At 70.8% G+C, this 18,053-nt stretch carries 10 protein-coding genes and 3 pseudogenes; 8 read left to right on the top strand and 5 right to left on the bottom strand.

Annotation, left to right across the window (positions count from 1 at the left end):
- Positions 1-69 precede the first annotated feature (69 nt).
- Positions 70-585, bottom strand: a pseudogene (locus tag QF030_RS23350) (tyrosine-type recombinase/integrase); the annotation flags it as partial.
- A gap of 430 nt (positions 586-1,015) precedes the next feature.
- On the opposite strand from QF030_RS23350, the gene QF030_RS23345 reads away from it, so the two are divergent.
- Complete coding sequence (locus QF030_RS23345; RefSeq protein WP_307164592.1) at positions 1,016-1,864, top strand: LppX_LprAFG lipoprotein; 849 nt, start codon at positions 1,016-1,018, stop codon at positions 1,862-1,864.
- A 39-nt stretch (positions 1,865-1,903) separates the two neighbouring features.
- On the opposite strand, the gene QF030_RS23340 is transcribed toward QF030_RS23345, so the two are convergent.
- Positions 1,904-2,545 (bottom strand): TetR/AcrR family transcriptional regulator, encoded by a 642-nt coding sequence (locus tag QF030_RS23340; protein ID WP_307164591.1) that lies wholly within the window; start codon positions 2,543-2,545, stop codon positions 1,904-1,906.
- 84 nt (positions 2,546-2,629) lie between these two features.
- Between QF030_RS23340 and QF030_RS23335 the strand changes: the two genes are divergently transcribed.
- The 3 genes and pseudogenes from QF030_RS23335 (at position 2,630) to QF030_RS23325 (ending at position 5,270) form a co-directional block, all read left to right on the top strand.
- Positions 2,630-3,367: an SDR family NAD(P)-dependent oxidoreductase gene (locus tag QF030_RS23335; RefSeq protein WP_307164590.1), complete on the top strand. Its 738-nt coding sequence runs from the start codon at positions 2,630-2,632 to the stop codon at positions 3,365-3,367.
- A gap of 32 nt (positions 3,368-3,399) precedes the next feature.
- Positions 3,400-3,591, top strand: a pseudogene (locus tag QF030_RS23330) (mycothiol transferase); the annotation flags it as partial.
- 464 nt (positions 3,592-4,055) lie between these two features.
- Complete coding sequence (locus QF030_RS23325) at positions 4,056-5,270, top strand: IS110 family transposase (RefSeq protein WP_307164589.1); 1,215 nt, start codon at positions 4,056-4,058, stop codon at positions 5,268-5,270.
- 171 nt (positions 5,271-5,441) lie between these two features.
- Here QF030_RS23325 and QF030_RS23320 read toward each other — a convergent pair whose 3' ends face one another.
- Positions 5,442-6,038 (bottom strand): HAD domain-containing protein, encoded by a 597-nt coding sequence (locus QF030_RS23320; protein WP_307164588.1) that lies wholly within the window; start codon positions 6,036-6,038, stop codon positions 5,442-5,444.
- A gap of 69 nt (positions 6,039-6,107) precedes the next feature.
- Here QF030_RS23320 and QF030_RS23315 point away from each other — a divergent pair, with 69 nt between their 5' ends.
- A complete protein-coding gene (locus QF030_RS23315; protein ID WP_307164587.1) occupies positions 6,108-6,566 on the top strand; it encodes a hypothetical protein in 459 nt (152 codons plus the stop codon).
- A 74-nt stretch (positions 6,567-6,640) separates the two neighbouring features.
- On the opposite strand, the gene QF030_RS23310 is transcribed toward QF030_RS23315, so the two are convergent.
- Together QF030_RS23310 and QF030_RS23305 are read right to left on the bottom strand one after the other, a co-directional pair.
- Positions 6,641-8,731, bottom strand: coding sequence for a nuclease-related domain-containing DEAD/DEAH box helicase (locus QF030_RS23310; RefSeq protein WP_307164586.1), 2,091 nt, complete (start codon positions 8,729-8,731; stop codon positions 6,641-6,643).
- Between the two features lie 336 nt (positions 8,732-9,067).
- Positions 9,068-10,489: a DUF2252 domain-containing protein gene (locus tag QF030_RS23305; RefSeq protein ID WP_307164585.1), complete on the bottom strand. Its 1,422-nt coding sequence runs from the start codon at positions 10,487-10,489 to the stop codon at positions 9,068-9,070.
- 77 nt (positions 10,490-10,566) lie between these two features.
- On the opposite strand from QF030_RS23305, the pseudogene QF030_RS40770 reads away from it, so the two are divergent.
- From QF030_RS40770 to QF030_RS23295, 3 genes and pseudogenes are all read left to right on the top strand, one after another.
- Positions 10,567-10,959: pseudogene (locus tag QF030_RS40770) on the top strand (DUF7144 family membrane protein); the annotation flags it as partial.
- Positions 10,960-11,104: 145 nt separating this feature from the next.
- Positions 11,105-12,721: an MFS transporter gene (locus QF030_RS23300; RefSeq protein ID WP_307164584.1), complete on the top strand. Its 1,617-nt coding sequence runs from the start codon at positions 11,105-11,107 to the stop codon at positions 12,719-12,721.
- Between the two features lie 566 nt (positions 12,722-13,287).
- Positions 13,288-17,742 (top strand): nSTAND1 domain-containing NTPase, encoded by a 4,455-nt coding sequence (locus QF030_RS23295; RefSeq protein ID WP_307164583.1) that lies wholly within the window; start codon positions 13,288-13,290, stop codon positions 17,740-17,742.
- The last annotated feature ends 311 nt before the right edge of the window (positions 17,743-18,053 follow it).

Genomic DNA, 18,053 nt, shown 5'->3' with positions numbered 1-18,053 from the left:
TCTGGCGTTGCTGCGTGTCTAACTGCGTGACTATCGATTCCTGAGTGGCCGGCTGCGTGACTACGACGGCTACGGCCGCCACGGATCGGTGCCGAAGATGCCGTCCATGGCGACGGCCCCGGTCTGGATGACGGGCCTGATCTGCTTCCGGTAGACCTCCTCCGTCACAGCCGTCCCAGAGTGCCCGACGAGCCGCGAAATCACTTCCAGCGGCACGCCACGGTCAGATAGCAGCGACACGAAGCTGTGCCGGAGCTCCCGCGGAGTCCACTCGTCGGCGTCGATCCCGTCGACGTCCTTGAGTGCCTGGCGGAAGGCGCGGCGGACGTTGGCGGCGTCGAGCGGCTTGCCGACGGCTGAGGAGAAGACGAGCCCGTGTTCCTCCCACTTCTCGTCGGCGGCGAGCCGGTCCCAGCCCTGATCTTCGAATTGCTGCCACAGAGCATCGACGCAGCGCGTCGGCAGAGCGAGCGTGCGCCGGGACTTCCGGGTCTTGGTGTCCCCGCTCTTTCGGACCGAGCGCCACACGGCGATATGCGGAGGCTGCGGCGGGTCGGCATCCGGCTTGCCCTTGAGGAAGACGTGGCCTAATCAGACTGTTCCGCTTGTCGGCCGTCGGCTGCCCTCTCACGCCAGGCTCCTGCACGGAAGCGCGGGCACGAGACCGTGTACACCTGGCCGTTATCGAGGGGTCAGGGGTCGGAGGCCAACGCGCCGACGAGCCGGTCACTTGGGCGGAGCAACGGCCGGGTCTGCCATCGGGAGGCGCACATGCCGGGTCGGGTGAACACCGGTTTGATCTGGCTGAACTTCCAGGTCACCACCCGCGATAGTGGCGACAGGTCGATGGCCCGCAGCTTCCGGGGCTGGAGGTTTGGCCAGGCGTACGGCCTCCGGAAGCGGGCGAGCAGGTCGGACGCGCATACCTCACGAGCCCCAGCAGACCTCAGGACACACCCCGAGTTAGGCTCGCGGCCTTGGCATGGATCTGCCATCCATCTTGGGGGTCGTGGGAATGTCCGTTCTTGTTTCCGTACCGCGCAGAGCGACGAGCGTGGCGTTCGTGGCCGTACTGCTCGCTGGGGGGTCGGTAGCCTGCGGAGGGGGTGCCAAGAGCGATTCCGCGGTTGAAGACCCACCCAAGGTGACTCCCGCGGCGGCCGTGGCGAAGGCTGCGAAGAACCTCGAGGACATCACGTCGCTTCACTATCGGATCAGCGGAACCGTGCCAGCGAAAGGCCGCTTGAATGCCGAGGCCTTTATGAACACGCAACCACTGGCCATGAGTATGAAGATGACCCCTGCGACCGCCCGGGCCGGGGACGGCCAGCTGGAAATCCGGTTCGTCGACGAGGTGATGTACGTCGGCGGGAGTGGGGTGCGTTCCCAGAAGCTGAACGGCAAGAGCTGGCTGAGCGCTGCGCCGGCCACATGGGGAGGCAGCGGGGTGAACAACCAGTCCTACGGCGTGCTGCCGAGCCAGCTGCAGGAAACCCCGACCGCGCAGGCCACGCTTCTGAGCAACTCCAAGGACCTGCGGCTGATCGGCACGGAGACGGTCGACGGCGCCAGGACCACGCACTACAAGGGGACGGTCAACAGCGACGGCCTGATGGGAGAGCGCCTCGATCAGCTCCAACAGCTGGAAGTTTCCGACCCGCTCGTTATGGACTTGTGGATAGACGGCGACGACCGCACCAAACAGTTCCGCGTGCGGGGCAAGCACAGCGACCTGCTTGCCGGCGCCGGAGACGGGCCGCTCGACCTGACCATCACCTTCCTCGACACCAATCAGCCTGTGGCCATCACAGCCCCGCCGACCAAGGACACCGTCCCACTCGCGGACGACGCGCGAGAAGGCTAGTCACTGTCCGGCGGATCATGTGGCCGGGATGGCACCAAGTTAGTTATCGCGGGCCGGAGTGCGCACGGTTGCGAGGCGATTCTGCCCCTCGGGCATGGGCAGGACCGCCAGTGCGGTGTCTGCGATGTTCCGCAGCGTCTCCGGGTCCAGGCCGGCCTTGCCTACCGCCTCGATACCGCGGACCACCGTCAACAGCAGTGCCGCCAACCGCTCCGGATCCGCAGCGCTATCGATGTCGCCGTGGCGCTGGGCGGCGCTGATCTCCGTCCGCAGCAGGGTCAGCAGTGCCGTCATGGTCTCGGCCGACCGTCCGGCGACCGTCGGATCGTGCTGGGCCAGTTCCGCCGCGCCCTTGGCCAACAGGCACCCGCGGCGCTCGGCGTCCGAGGCGGTGTTCTCCGCCATGAGGTGCACGTATCCCGACAGCCGCGCCAGGGCCTCAGCGTCCGGGCCACCTGCCAGCCGCTCTTCGGCCACCTCAACGACTGCGGTGCACCAGTCGCCAAACACACGGTGGAACAGCTTGCCCTTGTCGCCGAATGCGCCGTACAGGCTGCCCTTGCCCAGGCCGGTCGCCTGGGCGATGTCGTCCATCCGGGTTCCTGCATAGCCGGTCGCCCAGAACTGTTCCCGGGCACGCTCCAGGACTTGGCGTTCGTCGAATGCGCGTGGTCTCGGCATGATCTCAGCCTAGCCATTCTTGACTCGATCGTCCATTACTGCCTACGTTATGGACGATCCATTCCACAACTGAAGGGGTTCGACATGCCAGGCGTGCTGCAGGAGAAGGTGGCCGTGATCACCGGAGGGACCAGCGGGATCGGGCTGGCCATCGCCCACCGCTTCGTCCGAGAGGGCGCACGGGTCTTCGTGACCGGCCGGGACATCGCCCGCCTCGAAACGGCAGTCAAGGAGATGGGCCCTGCGGCCACCGGCGTACGATCCGACGTCTCGGTCCTGGCCGACCTGGACGCGCTCTACGCGCGAGTCCGCGAGGAGGCCGGACGCATCGACGTGCTGGTGGCCAACGCGGGAATCGTCGCGGACGCCGCGCTCGGCGCCCACACCGAGGCGAACGTCGACCTCACACTCGCCGTCAACGTCAAGGGCCCACTATTCACCGTCCAGAAGGCGCTTCCGCTGCTGGCGGAGAACGCCTCCATCCTGGTCATCGGCTCAAGCAACAGCGTGCGCCCCAATGAGCATCTCGAGGTCTACAGCGCCTCGAAGGCAGCGTTGAGCAACCTCGTGCACAACTGGGCCCGGCAATCGCGAGAGCGTCGATTCCGGGTCAACGTCCTCAGCCCGGGACCCACGCGGACCCCTGCCCTGCTGCGCGCCGCGGGGCCGGACGTCGACCGGTTCGCCGAGGCCGTCGTGCCACTGGGGCGGCTGGCCGAAGCCGAGGAAATAGCCGAGGCCGCCCTCTTCCTGGCTTCGGACGCCTCGTCGTTCGTCACCGGCGCCGAACTCTTCGCCGACGGCGGCTACACCCGGGCCTGAACGACGGCCGGTGGTGCGCATCCGGTTCCCTCGAAGCGACGGGGCGCACTCCCGGCCGCGCGTGTGCGTCGTACGAGGCCCAGTGCGCTCGAAGCAACGCGATCGTGGCCGCGGCCTCTTTGGATGACGTCGGCCGCCACCCCGACTGCCGGCTCGGCAACGCCGACCTCCGCTGGGTGCTCATCCATCTCGTCGAGGAGACCGGACGGCACGCGGGGCACGCGGGGCCCCCGCACGCGGTCCAACGCCCCGCCACCACAGTTGTAAAGCGTGCGTCCGCCCACGCGAGAGGGGGTGCGCGGCCGGCGCTGACAGGTCACCTCGTGGCCATCGACGAAGCCCGACCGTCGGTTAGGTCCCGGACAAGTCCCCGAGCCGCCCCCAGACAGGCCGGGGATGAAACCATCCCTTCAGAGCTGGAACCCCCGGAAGCCGACCGCGCGTTCGAGACCATAGGCGCAAGCACTGACATTGATGCTGATACTCGGGTTCCGGTGGTCGTGACCCGGGCACTGACTGACGCCCTGCTGGACTGTCTTCGCGTTGTTCTGTCCGGCCGCCGGGATCTGTTCTCATGGCCCCGGCCGGGCGGAACATGACCTGATAGGAGCTTGGTCAGAAGCCCCTTCAATGTCCTGTCTGCGCCACCCGGCCGGCGCCTACCTTCGGCTGGGAAGGCTGTATCAGCATGACATCAGAGGGTGCGGCGGACATCGTGGACCAGGATGTGTTCGGCGGGGTCGACTCCCACACCGACACCGTCCACGTCGCTGTCATCAGCGACAACGGAGGCCATCTCGCCGACGCGGAGTTCGCCACCACCACCGCCGGATACGCGGCGGCCCTGGCCTTCCTGACCGCCCACGGGCGGGTGATCGCGGTCGGGGTGGAAGGCACCTCGTCCTACGGGGCCGGCTTCACCCGGACTGCCCGCTCCCACGGACACCAGGTCATCGAGGTCAACCGCCCCGACAAGGCCGAACGTCGCCGCACCGGCAAGTCCGACCCCATCGACGCCTACGCCGCCGCACGCGCCGCCCTGTCCGGACGCGCCACCAGTTCCCCCAAGGACGACACGGTCGGTGGGATACGCGCCTTGCACAACACCGCCCGCTCGGCCGTCAAGGCCCGCACCGCCGCGCTCAACCAGATCGGCCAGGTCCTCGTCACCGCTCCGGAGGCGATCCGCTCGAAGTACGGGCAGCTCAAGCGCACCGACCGCACCGAGGCCCTGGCTCGGCTGCGACCGGCCGGCGACGCCCTGCACACCGCTGTCCTGACCGCGCTGAAAAGCCTCGCCCGCCGCGTCAAGGAACTCACTGCCGAGCACGAGACGCTGACGCGGGCCCTGGATGCCGAAGTCACCACACACAACCCCGGCCTGCGGGCGACCTACGGTGTCGGCCCCGACACCGCCGCGCAGCTGCTGATCACCGCGGGCGGCAATCCCGAACGGATGCGAACCGAGGCGTCCTTCGCGGCTCTGTGCGGAGCCGCCCCGGTCCCCGCATCCAGCGGCCGAACCAACCGCCACCGCCTCTCCAGGGGCGGGGACCGGACCGCCAACTCCGCGCTCTACCGCATCGCCCTGGTCCGTATGTCCGGCGACGTCCGAACTCGCGCCTACGTCACACGGCAAGTCGCCGCCGGACGGACGAAGAAAGAGGTTATCCGGATGTTGAAGCGGGCCATCGCCCGGGAGATGTTCCGCTGTCTCACCACCACGCTCAACATTCCAGGCATAGCCGACCTACGGCCTCTGCGGCAGGCCAAGAACATCACCCTCACCACCGTCGCCCAGCACTTCGGCGTCTGGCCCACCACCATCTCCAGACTCGAAAGGGGACTCAGCAGGGACGACGACCTCGCTCACGCCTACCGCGACTGGCTCCGAGCCGCTTGACAGCAATAGGAGCATCAACGCACCTGTCGACGATCGACGGTTCGGGCCACACCAGCCAACGGCCAGGCCGGGCACCCCTTGCTCTGATCGATGAAGCACAGACACCGCCAGGTCTGCGCCCTGCGCCAGTCTGGATGACGGGCCGGTTCTGCTTCCGGTGGGCCTCCTCGGTCACGGCCGTCCCAGAGGGCCCGGCCAAGCCTGGAGATCCCCTTCAGTGGGGCGACCCGGTCGGAGGGGAGGGAGCACGAAGCCGTGCTTCCGGAGCCAGTCGGTGATCGCGGAGAAGTCCGGGTCCGCGAGGCCCCGGGCCGGTTCTACGCGATGAAGCAACGAAGGCCCCGGGTGTTGGGCGGAGACCCAGAGACGGTCCATGGAGCCGATCTCGTCGTCGACCCAGATGAACGGTCGGCCGTCGGCCCACTCGACAAGGTGCCGGGTCTTCCCATGGAGGCCGCGCGGGTCCTTCTCGGCATCGGCATGGCCGTCCGGCCACTCCGCCACGGGCAGTTTCGGAAGCCCTATCCGTGGGGCGACAACCTCGTTCGCCTGCTCCAGCCAGGTCGTGGCCCAAACGAGTTGGCAGCCCAAGGCCATGAGACGCGCCCCGATCCCGGGATCAAGCCGATCCAGCAGTGGGTTTCCCTGATCGACAGGTGTCGAGGCGCGGGTGGTGGCGGCAGGTGGGTGATCGGGTGACGACCCGAACGGGATGAGCGGACCATCTACGTCGAGGAAGAGGAGGGGGCGTTCCGCCGCGCTTGTCACAGCCTCACGGTAGCCCGGCACGGGCCGCCCAGGACTGGGCTGTGTTCCACGCCGCCTCCGAGAGCCGACGTGCGATCCGACTCCGGCGCGGCGAGAGGCCTCGACGCGTTTCGCCCGGTGCAGTTTCCGTCCCGTTCGACATCGTGGGCGGCTCTTTCGGCGGTGAGGGTGTCAGAGCTCGATGGCATGGTGTCCGGCATGGAGACACCCATGGCCCCTGACAGCGGGGATGAGGAGCACGCCGTCATCGCGTACTTCCGGCTTGCCGGTGACGGCTTCGGCGACGTCGACCAGCGCGAGCGGATCTACGACGCCGCGCAGGCGATGGAGGCGGCGAGCGAGGAGGCCGGCGTCGGGGAGGTCGACGGGAACGAGTTCGGAGGAGGCGAAGCCGCCGTGTACGCCTACGGGCCCGATGCCGATGCGCTGTTCACGGTCCTCGAGCCGGTTCTGCGCAGCGTGCCGTTCCGACCGGCGCACGTCGTTCTCAGGCGGGACGACAACGAGACACGACGTGTCGATCTGTAGGGCTGCCCGGTAACGCGGGGCGGCGGGGAGCGGGGCATGAGCGCATGCACACGATGCGCGAGGACGAGCGGGCATCACGGTGAGAGCACGGTGCCCAGCCACAGGATGTCGCGGGCTCGGGTCATGGCTACGAAGAGGCCGCTGCGGAGGAGTTCCTCGCGCTCGCGTCGCGTTTCGGATACTTCGGCTTCGGGTGGGCGGGAGCCGTTCGTCAAGGCCGCGTTGTGTTCAGGGAGGTAGACCCGCTTGAACTCCAGTCCCTTGGCCCGGCGGTAGCTGCCGAGTTTGACGGCGTCGACGGGGCGGCCGTCGTAGTGCTCCAGCTGGCATACAGGGATGCCTGCCCGTTCGAGAAGGCGCTGGTAGTGGCCGATGGCGCGCATGGAGGGGCACAGCACTGCGGCGTCGGCGCGCGCTGCGAGCGGCAGGCCCAGCAGGGCTTCCAGGAGAGCTTGGTCGTGCTCGGCCAGGGTCGACCGCGTCACCCGGAGGACGTGTCCGTCGTGGTACGTGAGGTCGACGTCCCGGCGGCCTGGGGTACGCAGCCCGTCGATGTCCTCGAAGGAGTCCTCGGCGACGACGGCGAGCGCCGCGTCCAGGATCTCCTTGCTGTTGCGGTAGTTGGTGCGCAGCACTTGTCCACGGTCACCGCGGATGTCGATGCCGGCATCGGACAGGCGGAAGCCGCCCGGATAGACGGCCTGTTGGCCGTCGCCGACCAGCAGCAGCCCGTTGGGTGCGTCACCGACAAGGGCGTGCAGGAGCCTCACTCCGACCAGGGTCAGATCCTGGACCTCGTCCACGATCACGGCTGCGTAGCGCGGTCGTCCCGGGTGGCGGAGCGCCTCTGCCAGGGCGAGGGAGAGGACGTCGTTGAAGTCGTGCACGCCACGCTCGGCGCGCAGCGCTTCGTACGCCTCGTGCAGCGCCCAGACCGCCTGTCTGTGGGGACGGCGCAGACTCGCGCGGCGTCGCCTGCGGGGCACCGTGGCGTACTCCTCGAAGGAGGTGATGCCTCGGCCCTTGATGACGTGGTCGATCTCCTCCTTCCAGTAGGCCGGGGCCGGGTCGATCTCGGCCAGGCAGCTGTCGCGGCCGACGTGCTTCCAGGCGAGGCTGAAGGCTGTCTGGGCCTTGTCTCCGTGCAACCGGACCGGGACGCCGTGTTCGTTCAGGAACTCCTGGGCCCAGGAGTGGAGGCTGCGGAATTCGACCCGGTCGGCCACGGCGGGAGACATGGCCTTGAGGAAGGTGGCCTGCACGCGAGGCAGGTTGTTGGCGAAGGTGACGTACAGGATGCGGCCGGTGGTGCGCTGGGCGAGATGGGCCGCTCGGTGCAGGCCCACCACCGTCTTACCGGTGCCGGCCGGGCCGCTGATCCGTGCGGGACCCGCCCAGTTACGGCGTACGAGAGCCACCTGGTCGGGGTGCAGGAAGGTCATCCACTGTTCGATCGGGGCCCGCAGCGCTTCCTCGAGAGCCGCTTCGCGCAGACCGTCGAGGTCGAACAGCCCGTCGGGGAGCGCTTCTTGGGACTGTTCCCGTGGTGGGGCCGGGGTCACCCCCGGTGCCACGGCGGAGCCCTCGTGCTCGGGGAAGACCCGCTCCAGGTGATCGGCGATCGCCCGTACGGATTCGGCGCGCAGTCGGTGGCGCTCCGACAGCAGGACCGGTCCGACCTCGTGCTCTCCCAGCAGGCGAATCCTGCCCAGTTCCGCATCGACGCGATGCCCCGCGAAAACCATGAGGGGCTGGACCGCCACCGGAGACATCCCCAGGCTCGCCACCGCCGACTCGGCCGCCTTCGTCACGGCCAGGAGCTTGGCCACGTGGTCGCCACGGGGCTCGCCGCCGACGCGGAGCCTTCCCTCGTGGGCCTCCGGTGCGGAGCGCCAGTTCTTGACGTCGACGACGAACACCCCGCCGGGACCGACCAGCAACATGTCCACGTTGGCCGCCCTGGTCCCCGGCCACCTGCGGTCCACCAGTAATCGCCACCCGCGTGCGGTCAGGACCAACAGCTGCGCCGCGACCCTGCGTTCACCCTCACTCGCGGCTTCCCATCGACGTGCTTGTCGCCGGGCCGCCTGCCACTGCTCCCTCAGCAACCGTTCCTGCCGCCGCGCCTCCTGTGCCCGCCGCGATGCCGATCCACCAGCCGCCATGCCACGCCCCCTCGTACGCAGAGTAGTGATCATAGGACGACCAGCGACGACGAGACAGGGCGCACGACCGACGCGGTTTCGTCACCGCGTCGGGCCTTCGGCTCGGGTAAAGATCGCCGTTTCCCCGTGCCCCGGCCAGAGTCGAGGGTGCGAGGGACGGCGGTGGCGGAGGGTCCCGCCCGTGGAGCGGAGGCGGTGCGGACGGGCAGCGTGGTGGACCAAGCACAGGCGCAGCCGCAGCCGCAGCCGTAGTCGGCGTCGGCGTGCTGCGGCGTGCTTCGGCGTGCTGCGGCGCTCCGTCGGTCGTCGAGAGCGCGGGGTCGATGGCGGCGGTGTTCAGGTCTCTTGGGCGGGCAGTCGTCCGGTCCGGAGGGCGGTGACGAGTGCCTCGTGGTCGCGTTCGTTCTGGTCGGCGTACCGCTCGGCGAAGGTCATCAGCGCGCGGTCGAAGCTGTCGCCGCCGCCCAGATAGGCGGCGATGGCGATCCGGTCGCCGGATCTCGCGTGGGCCCGGGCCAGGGTCGCGCCGCACAGGGCGCCGAAGGTGCGCATACCGCGGGGCACCATGTCCTCGGCCACGGCGACCCACTTCCAGTCCCGCAACTGCCGTACGTAGAAGTCCCGTCGTCGGCCGTCGATGCCCTCGACGCGCTCCCAGCCCAGGAAGATGTCGCTGGTGGCCTGCATCAGGCGTTGTCCGGCGACCACCCGCTCGCCCTGGGTCCGGTACGCGCTCACCCCGGCGTAGGGCGCCAGGACCGACTCGTCGGCCTCCTTGGCCTGGAGGAACAGCGGATCCTCGTCGTCCTTGCCGAGCAGCAGCACGATCCAGCAGCGGGTGCCCACGCTGCCGACCCCGACGACCTTGCGTGCCATGTCGGCCACCCGGTACTGCTCCAGCAGGTACCGCCGGTCCGACTGGATGGATTGGCCGTAGCGCTCGATGAGCCGGCGGATGCCCTTCTCCACGTCGCCGCCCCGTCCCTCACCGGGCATCAGGTCGTCGAGGCGGGTGATGAGCGGTGGGTCGGGGGCGATGAGGCGTCTGCCGTCGACGACGTGGGTGAGCTTGTCGAAGACCTGGAGGGTGTCGTGCGAGAGGGCTTTGGTCACGGCCTGCGCCCACCGCTCGCGGCCCCGCGCGGACAGGTCCGCCCCGAACCGGTCCCGGACCCACTTGACGTCGAACTGGGCGTACCAGACGGCCAGGTTGCCGAGTCCGGCGAAGGAGCGCATGTTCTCGCGGTAGGACCGCACGGTGGCCTCTACGATCGAGGCCCGCTGCTTGGTGCTGAAGCCGTTCGCCCGGCCCGCGATGACGAGGCTCGCGGCCAGGCGCTTGACGTCCCACTCCCAGGGGCCCGGCAGCGTCTCGTCGAAGTCGTTGATGTCGAACATCAGGCGCCGCTCGGGTGAGGCCAGCAGCCGGAAGTTCAACATGTGGGCATCACCGCACAGTTGGGTGCGCAGTCCCGTCGTCGGGGTGTTGGCGAGATCGGACGCCATGATGGCGGCGGCTCCCCGGTAGAACCGGAACGGCGACTCGGACATCCTGGCGTAGCGGATCGGCACGAGTTCGGACAGCCTTGTGGCCGACTGCCTCTCGATGATCTCCAGCGGGTCCCGCCGCCCCGGTCCGGGCGCGAACTCGGCGTGACTCGAGCGGGGCACGTCGGCCCGCGCGGCCTTGCCTAGCGCGGCCCGTTCCTGCGGGGCGCGGTGCCGCACGTCGTCTCCGGCCGGGCGGTTGTCGGTCATGGCTGCGGCTCCATGGGTGGTCTCGCCGGACGCCCGGGGCGGTGGCGGTGGCAGTGGCAGTGGCAGTGGCGGTAGTCATGGCCATGGCGTGGGGCCATGGCGATGTCGTGACTCCCTTCGGACGTCGGGGCTCCCTTCGGCCGATCACGGGCGGTCGGCTCCGCGTGCCCACGCCTAGGGGAACGCGGTCGGCGCCGGCGGTGCGAGCTCCCGGGCGCCCGCCGCGTCGCCGATGTGTGCGCTTCCAGGCCACCAGTGATCCGCGCCGCGGACTTCACCCGCCCAGGGTGATCTCCCGCCCCGGTGACGTCTCAGGCTCGAGGGGGCGGTGCCGCACGTCGCGTATCACCGACGACGACAGCTACGTCTCCACCCCCGACTACGTCTTCCAGTTCGTCCTGACGAGCTGGGGCTGGATCCAGCTGGTTCTCGGAGTGATCGCCATCGCCGTGAGCGCCGGCCGGCCTCTTGCACCGCTCTGGGGGAACGCTGACGCCCGTGCGGCCGGATCACGGCGAACCGCCACCCGGCTGACCCCGCCGCCGAACCGCCACCCGGCTGACTCCGCTGGCGAGCCGCGGAGCCGTTCCGTGCCACCGTTGCGAGACTCCGAGGATGAGTCCCCCAGCAGACACGCACGGTCGTTCGGGAACGGCGCGGATGGTCCTGCTGACCCTCGCGGCGGGCCAGTTCCTGATGGCTCTCGACAGCTCCGTCATGAACGTGTCGATCGCCACCGTGGCCGAGGACGTGGGCTCGACCGTGACCGGGATCCAGGGCGCGATCACGGCGTACACCCTCGTGATGGCCATGCTCATGATCCCCGGCGGCAAGGTCGGCGCGCTGATCGGCCGCAAGCGGGCCTTCATGATCGGCTGTGTCGTCTACGGATGCGGGTCGCTGACCACGGCGCTCGCCCCGAACCTGCCGGTGCTGCTGGTCGGCTGGGCGCTCCTGGAGGGGATCGGGGCGGCGCTGATCCTGCCCGCGATCGTGGCCCTCGTCGCCGGCAACTTCACCGTGGAGCGGCGCCCCGCCGCCTACGGGCTCGTCGCCGCCGCCGGGGCGGTGGCCATCGCGGTGGGGCCGCTCATCGGGGGCGTGGCCACCACGTACTTCTCCTGGCGGTGGGTGTTCGCGGGGGAAGTGCTCCTGGTGTTCGGCATCCTGGTGCTGGCCCGGCGGGTCGCCGACGCGACGCCCGACAGACGTCCGCGCATCGACCTCGTCGGGACCGGGCTCTCCGCCCTCGGGCTCGGGATCTTCGTGTTCGGCGTCCTGCGCTCGTCCCAGTGGGGCTGGTTCCGGCCGAAGCCCGACGCGCCCTCGTGGCTCGGCGTCTCGCCGGTCGTCTGGCTGATGCTCGCGGGCCTGTTGCTGATCTGGGTCTTCCTCCGCTGGGAGACCCGGCTCGTCCGCCGGGGCCGGGAGCCGCTCGTGCAGCCGGCCCTGCTGGAGAACAAGCAGCTCACCGGCGGCCTGACGATGTTCTTCTTCCAGTACCTCGTGCAGATGGGCGTGTTCTTCGTCGTACCGCTCTATCTGTCCGTCGCGCTCGGCCTGTCGGCGCTCAGGACCGGCGCGCGCATCCTGCCGCTGTCGCTGACCCTGCTGGCCGCCGCGATCCTGATCCCGCGGCTCCTGCCGGACGTCTCACCGCGCAAGGTCGTGCGGCTCGGGATCCTGGCGATGTTCGCGGGGGCGGTGATCCTGATGGCCGCCCTCGACGCGGACGCCGGCGCGGAGATCGTCACGGTCCCGCTGCTGCTGATCGGGCTGGGCATGGGCGCGCTGGCGTCCCAGCTCGGCTCGGTCACCGTCTCGGCCGTGCCGGACGAGCAGAGCGCAGAGGTCGGCGGCGTCCAGAACTCCGTCACCAACCTCGGCGCCTCGATCGGTACGGCACTCGCCGGGTCGATCATGATCGCCACGCTGACCACCTCGTTCCTGACCAGCGTCGAACAGAGCCCGGAGGTCCCGGACCGGGTCAAGAGCGAGGCTGCCGTCCAGCTCCAGAGCGGCGTGCCCTTCCTGTCGGACGCCCAGCTCAAGTCCGTGCTCGACGACGCCGACGCGTCCGCGGCCGTGACCGACGCCGCGCTCGACGCGAACTCCGAGGCACGACTCGACGGCCTGCGCGCCGCCCTCGCCGTCCTCGCGCTCGCCGCTCTCCTCGCGCTGTTCTTCACCCACCGGATCCCGACGACCCAGCCGGGCTCGACCGAGCCGTAGCGGGGAGCCACCGCCGTCCGCCGCGTCAGGACCCGCCTGCGGGCCCCGCGCCCGGGCGGGACGACCGCGCGGCGCCGCCTCGGCCCGCGGTTCGCGGCGCGGATCGCTCGACAGTTCCGCGCCGTGGATCGCTTCGCGGTTCCGCGTCGTGGATCGCTCCGCCGCGGTTCGCTCCACGTTCGCTCCGCGCGGACCTGCCCATCGGGCACGAGGGCGGGGACGTGGGGCCAGAGCACGGGTCCAGGGGTCCAGGGGTCCGGCGCGGTTACCGTCATCGGTGTCGCAGTCTGAGGATCGTCACACGCCGCACCGTTCGGCACCGGTCCCTCCCCTCGTGCGGACCGGTGACGAACGGTGCGGGCGGAGTCGACCACGCCATGGACGGCGCGGTTCGCGCGCCGGGCGCGCGGTCGCCCGCGTACGCCCGGAAATGCGCTTCTGTCTGCGGATCCTGCCAGCTGCGGCCCGAACCGAGGAGGATCCGATGTCCGGTCACCCACTTAACCGCAGGTCAGCCATATAAAGTGGTTTTTCCGGTCCGGATTGCACGTGCGGGGTAGTTAGGGGTGGAGGCCTTGAGTTCCGACTCGGGCGCACGCACAGCCTTCGCGGAACGACTCGCGCTGTTGTACAGGGAGGCCGGCAACCCTCCGCTCAAGCGCGTGTCCGAGACGGTCGCCCGGCTCCAGCGGGTCGACGAACGGGGACGCCCCGTCAGGGTGTCCACCCAGCGGATCAGCGACTGGAGACGGGCCAAGAACGTACCCGCGCAGTTCGCCGCCCTCGCCGCGGTGCTGCACGTCCTGATACCCGAGGCGCGGCGCGCGCGGCCCGCACCGGTGTCCACCGGACTGTACGACCTCGGCCAGTGGCAGCGGCTGTGGGAGCGGGCGGTGGCCGATCCGGTCGTCGGTGATGTGGCCGTCGCTTCCGTGACGGAGGACGAGGGCGAGCGGCCGGCGGCCGAGGCTCCGGGCGTCCCCGGCGGGGTGTGCCCCTACCGCGGGCTCGCCTCGTACCGTGAGCAGGACGCCCGTTGGTTCTTCGGCCGGGAGCGGAGCACGGACGCTCTCGTCGGCCAGCTCCGCGCGGCGGAACGCACGGGCGGCATGGTCATGCTGGTCGGCGCCTCCGGGGCGGGCAAGTCCTCCCTGCTCAGCGCCGGTCTCGTGCCCGCCCTGCAGAACGGTGCGGCGGCCGACCGGAACAACGGCGGCCGGGCGACCCGGACCGGCGACTCCGCGCGCGTCCTTCACCTGGTGCCGGGGGCCGATCCGCTGGCCGAGCTGACCAGGGGAATCCCCGAGCTCGCCCCTTTCACCGCCGCATCGGCATCGACCCCTGCGTCCGCGGCGTCCGCATCGGCATCGGCGTCTGCACCGGCGTCCGTGTCCGCATCGGCCACTGGGCGTGCCTCCGCCTCTCGCCCTCGCCCTGGCTCTGTCTCTGGCTCAGACACAGGCACGGCCGCGGCCGCGGCCACCGCCGGTGTCGCCGGCGGGACACCCGGCACCCCTGGCTTCGCGCGGGCCGTACGGGAGGCCGTCAGCGCCTGGGCGCGACGGGTCGCGGCCCCCTCCTCCGAACCTGGTGAACCTTCCGGACCTTCCGATCCAGCCGCCCCCTCCGCCCGCACCGCCCCCTCCGCCCGCACCACCGGCTCCGCCCGCCACGCCACCTCCGCGCCCTCCGGCCTCCCCGCCACCTCCGGCCTCCCCGCGCGGCCGGTCATCATCGTCGACCAGTTCGAGGAGGCCTTCACCCTCTGCCCCGACGAGGCGGACCGGCGGCTCTTCATCCAGCTCCTGCACGCCGCCTGCACTCCCGCCGACCCCACGGACCCCACCGACCCCACCGACCCCACCGACCCGCCCGAGACCACCGGCCCCTGGAGCACCAGGGCCAGCACAGGCACCAAAACCCCCACAGACGCCACCGGCACGGCTCGCGCTGCGTTACCGCCCCCCGTCCTCGTCGTCCTCGGTGTCCGTGCCGACTTCTACGAGGAGTGCCTCAGCCATCCCGAGCTCTCCGACGCGCTCCAGCACCGGCACATGGTGCTGGGGCCGTTGTCCACTTCGGAGCTGCGCGAGGCGGTGACCGGGCCGGCCAGGGCGGTGGGGCTGGAACTGGAGCCGGGGCTGGCCGAGTTGATCATGCGTGAGGTGACCGTCGACGGTCCGCGCGGAGCACACGCGGGCGCGCTACCCCTTCTCTCGCACGCGCTGCTCGCGACCTGGCAGCGCCGGAAGGCGGGACGGCTGACGCTGGCCGGCTACCGAGCGGCGGGCGGTATCCAGGGCGCGGTGGCGGCGACCGCCGAGCGGGCCTGGTCCGGGCTCGACCCGGCGGCGCGGACGGCGGCCCGGCTGCTCCTGATGCGGCTGGTCCGGCTCGGCGAGGACACCCAGGCCACCCGGCGCCGGGGCACCCGCCGGCAACTGGCGGAGGAGTCGGCCGACCCCGGCAAGACGGAGGAGTCGCTCGAGGCCCTGGTGCGCGCCCGGCTCGTGACCCTCGACGCGGAGACCGTCGAGATCACCCACGAAGCGCTGCTGCACGCCTGGCCCCGGCTCCGCGACTGGATCGACGAGGACCGCAGCGACCATCTGCTGCGTCAGCGGCTGGAGGAGGACGGCCGGGCCTGGGACAACTCGAACCGGGACGCGGCGCTGCTCTACCGGGGTTCCCGGCTGGAGCAGGCCCACAGCTGGGCGAAGTCGGCGGGCGACACCTTCCTGACCCGCAGCGCGGTGGAGTTCCTGGCCGCGTCGGTCAGGCTGCGCAGGCGCATCGTGTGGATCAGCCGGGGCGCGGTGTCGGCGCTGGTGGTGCTGGCGATCGTCGCCGTCGGCGCGGCCGTGGTCGCCTGGCAGCAGCGCAACGACGCCGTGTTCGAGCAGGTGGTCGCGGAGGCCGACCGCGTCCAGTACACGGATCCGTCGCTGTCCGCGCAGCTCGACCTCGTGGCGCACGACCTGCGGCCCGGCGACGCGGGCACCAACAACCGCCTGATCTCCATCGTGAACGCGCCGCTGGCCACGCCGCTCCTCGGCCACACCGGCGCCGTCTACCTCACCTCGTTCAGCCCGGACGGCAAGGTCCTGGCCACCGCCAGCTACGACCGGACCGTCCGGCTGTGGGACGTCGGCGACCGGTCCCGTCCCGAGCCCCTGGGCAAGCCCCTCACCGGCCACAGGAGCTGGGTGAGCAGCGCGGTGTTCAGCCCGGACGGCCACACGCTCGCGAGCGCCGGCGACGACGGCACCGTCCGGCTGTGGGACGTCCGGGATCCCGCCCGTCCGCGCCCGCTCGGGAAGCCCCTGACCGGCCACACCGGCACGATCTACCTGCTCGCCTTCAGCCCGGACGGGCGGACCCTGGCCTCCGCGGGCGAGGACCACACCGTACGGCTGTGGGACATGTCGCAGCCGGCCCGGCCGACGGCGCTCGGCACGCTGACCGGCCACACCGCCGCCGTGCGTTCCGTGGCGTTCAGCCCGGACGGGCGGACCCTCGCGGCCGGCGGCGACGACAACACGATCCGGCTGTGGGACACGGCCGACCCGCGCCGGCCGCGACGGATCGACCGGGTCCTGACGGGTCACACCGACACCGTGCACTCCCTGGACTTCAGCCCCGACGGGGACACCCTCGCCAGCGGCAGCACGGACGACACGATCCGGCTGTGGAACGTCACCGACCCCGGCCGGACGACCCAGCTCGGCCCACCGCTCACCGGGCACACCGGCCCCATATGGTCGGTGGCGTTCAACCCCGCCGGGACCATGCTGGCCGCCGGCAGCGCGGACAGCACGGCCACCCTGTGGAACGTCAGCGACCCGGCGTACCCCTCACAGGTCGGCGAACCGCTCGCGGGGGGCAGCGGCGAGATGTACGCCGTCGGCTTCAGCCCCGACGGCCGTACCCTCGCCACCGGCAACGGCGACAGCAAGGTCCGGCTCTGGTCGATCCCCACGTCGGACATGATCGGCCGCAGCGGCTCCTTCCGGCCGGACGGGCGAGTGCTGGCCACGGCCGCCCGCGACGGCAGGGTCCGGCTGTGGAACGTTGCGGACCCCGACCGGCCCGTGACGCTGGGCGCGCCCTTCATGCCCGACGACGGCGGCGAGCGCACCCTCGCGTTCTCGCCCGACGGCCGTACCCTCGCGGTGCTGACGGCCAACCGGGCGGTGTACCTGTGGGACGTCACCGACCCGGCCCGGCCGGTCTCCGCGGGCCCGCCCGTCGAGCTGCGCACCCGGTTCCTGGGCCCCGACGCGCTGGCCTTCGCGCCGGACGGACGCACGCTGGCGACCGCCTACGACGACCGCACCATCCAGCTGTGGGACGTCGGCGACCCCGCCCACGCCACCGCGCTCGGGCCCCCGCTCACCGGGCACCGGGGGTTCGTCAACGCCCTCGTGTTCAGCCCGGACGGCCGCACTCTCGCCAGCGGCAGCGCGGACCACACCGTACGGCTCTGGAACGTGACCGACCCCCGGCACACCAAGGCCGTCGGCAAGCCGCTGACCGGGCACGTCGGCCCCGTCAACGCGCTCGTCTACAGCCCGGACGGCCGAACGCTGGCCAGCGGCAGCGACGACGACACGGTTCGGCTGTGGAACGTGACGGACCCGGCGCAGGCGTCCGGGCGGGGATCGCCCCTCACCGGTCACACCGAGGCGGTGGTGTCGCTGACCTTCAACCAGGACGGCGACACCCTCGCCAGCGGCGGCAACGACAACACGATCAGGCTGTGGAACGTGACCGACCCGGCCGGGGCCTCGGCCATCGGGCAGTCGATGAGCCCCAACGCCAAGACCGGCAACTTCCTGTCCTTCAGCCCCAACAGCCACATGCTCGGCGTCTCCAGCGGCGCCGACACCGTACGGCTGTGGAATCTGGACGTGGACGAGGCGATCACCCGCATCTGCGCGACCACGCGAGGCGTGCTGACGGCCGACAAGTGGCACGAATACCTGCCCCGGCTCTCCTACGAGCCTCCGTGCGAGGACTGACCGGGAAAGTGATCCCGATCACAACGGCAGGGCAGCTGAGAAGTCGGCTCCCGCCGGCCCGGCAGCCTTGTTAGCCTTGGCCATAGCCCGGTCGCTGGTGCATCCCCCGTCGCCAGCGACCGGGCCTTTTCCTGCCCTTCTCCCGCTCCGCTCCCGGCTCTTCCCCGTCCCCTTCCCGGCCGGCCCGTGCCGGTGCGCCCCGGTGCACCCTCGGTGAGTTCCGGCGACCGGGAGTCGTAGGCTGGCGGCGTGCCGATACCCAGCAAAGTGATCGCGGTCCGTGACAGCGAGGGGTGCGAGCGCTCAGGGCG

The organism is Streptomyces rishiriensis (genome assembly GCF_030815485.1).
Classification (GTDB): Bacteria; Actinomycetota; Actinomycetes; order Streptomycetales; family Streptomycetaceae; genus Streptomyces; species Streptomyces rishiriensis_A.
Note: the sequence above shows the minus strand (reverse complement) of the source record. Positions and strands in the feature narration are given on the sequence as shown.

Bases quoted from the DNA above. Each gene is read 5' to 3' on its own strand.
- QF030_RS23345 (WP_307164592.1), top strand. From the start codon at position 1,016: ATGTCCGTTCTTGTTTCCGTACCGCGCAGAGCGACGAGCGTGGCGTTC.
- QF030_RS23340 (WP_307164591.1), bottom strand. From the start codon at position 2,545: ATGCCGAGACCACGCGCATTCGACGAACGCCAAGTCCTGGAGCGTGCC.
- QF030_RS23335 (WP_307164590.1), top strand. From the start codon at position 2,630: ATGCCAGGCGTGCTGCAGGAGAAGGTGGCCGTGATCACCGGAGGGACC.
- QF030_RS23325 (WP_307164589.1), top strand. From the start codon at position 4,056: ATGACATCAGAGGGTGCGGCGGACATCGTGGACCAGGATGTGTTCGGC.
- QF030_RS23310 (WP_307164586.1), bottom strand. From the start codon at position 8,731: ATGGCGGCTGGTGGATCGGCATCGCGGCGGGCACAGGAGGCGCGGCGG.
- QF030_RS23305 (WP_307164585.1), bottom strand. From the start codon at position 10,489: ATGACCGACAACCGCCCGGCCGGAGACGACGTGCGGCACCGCGCCCCG.
- QF030_RS23300 (WP_307164584.1), top strand. From the start codon at position 11,105: ATGAGTCCCCCAGCAGACACGCACGGTCGTTCGGGAACGGCGCGGATG.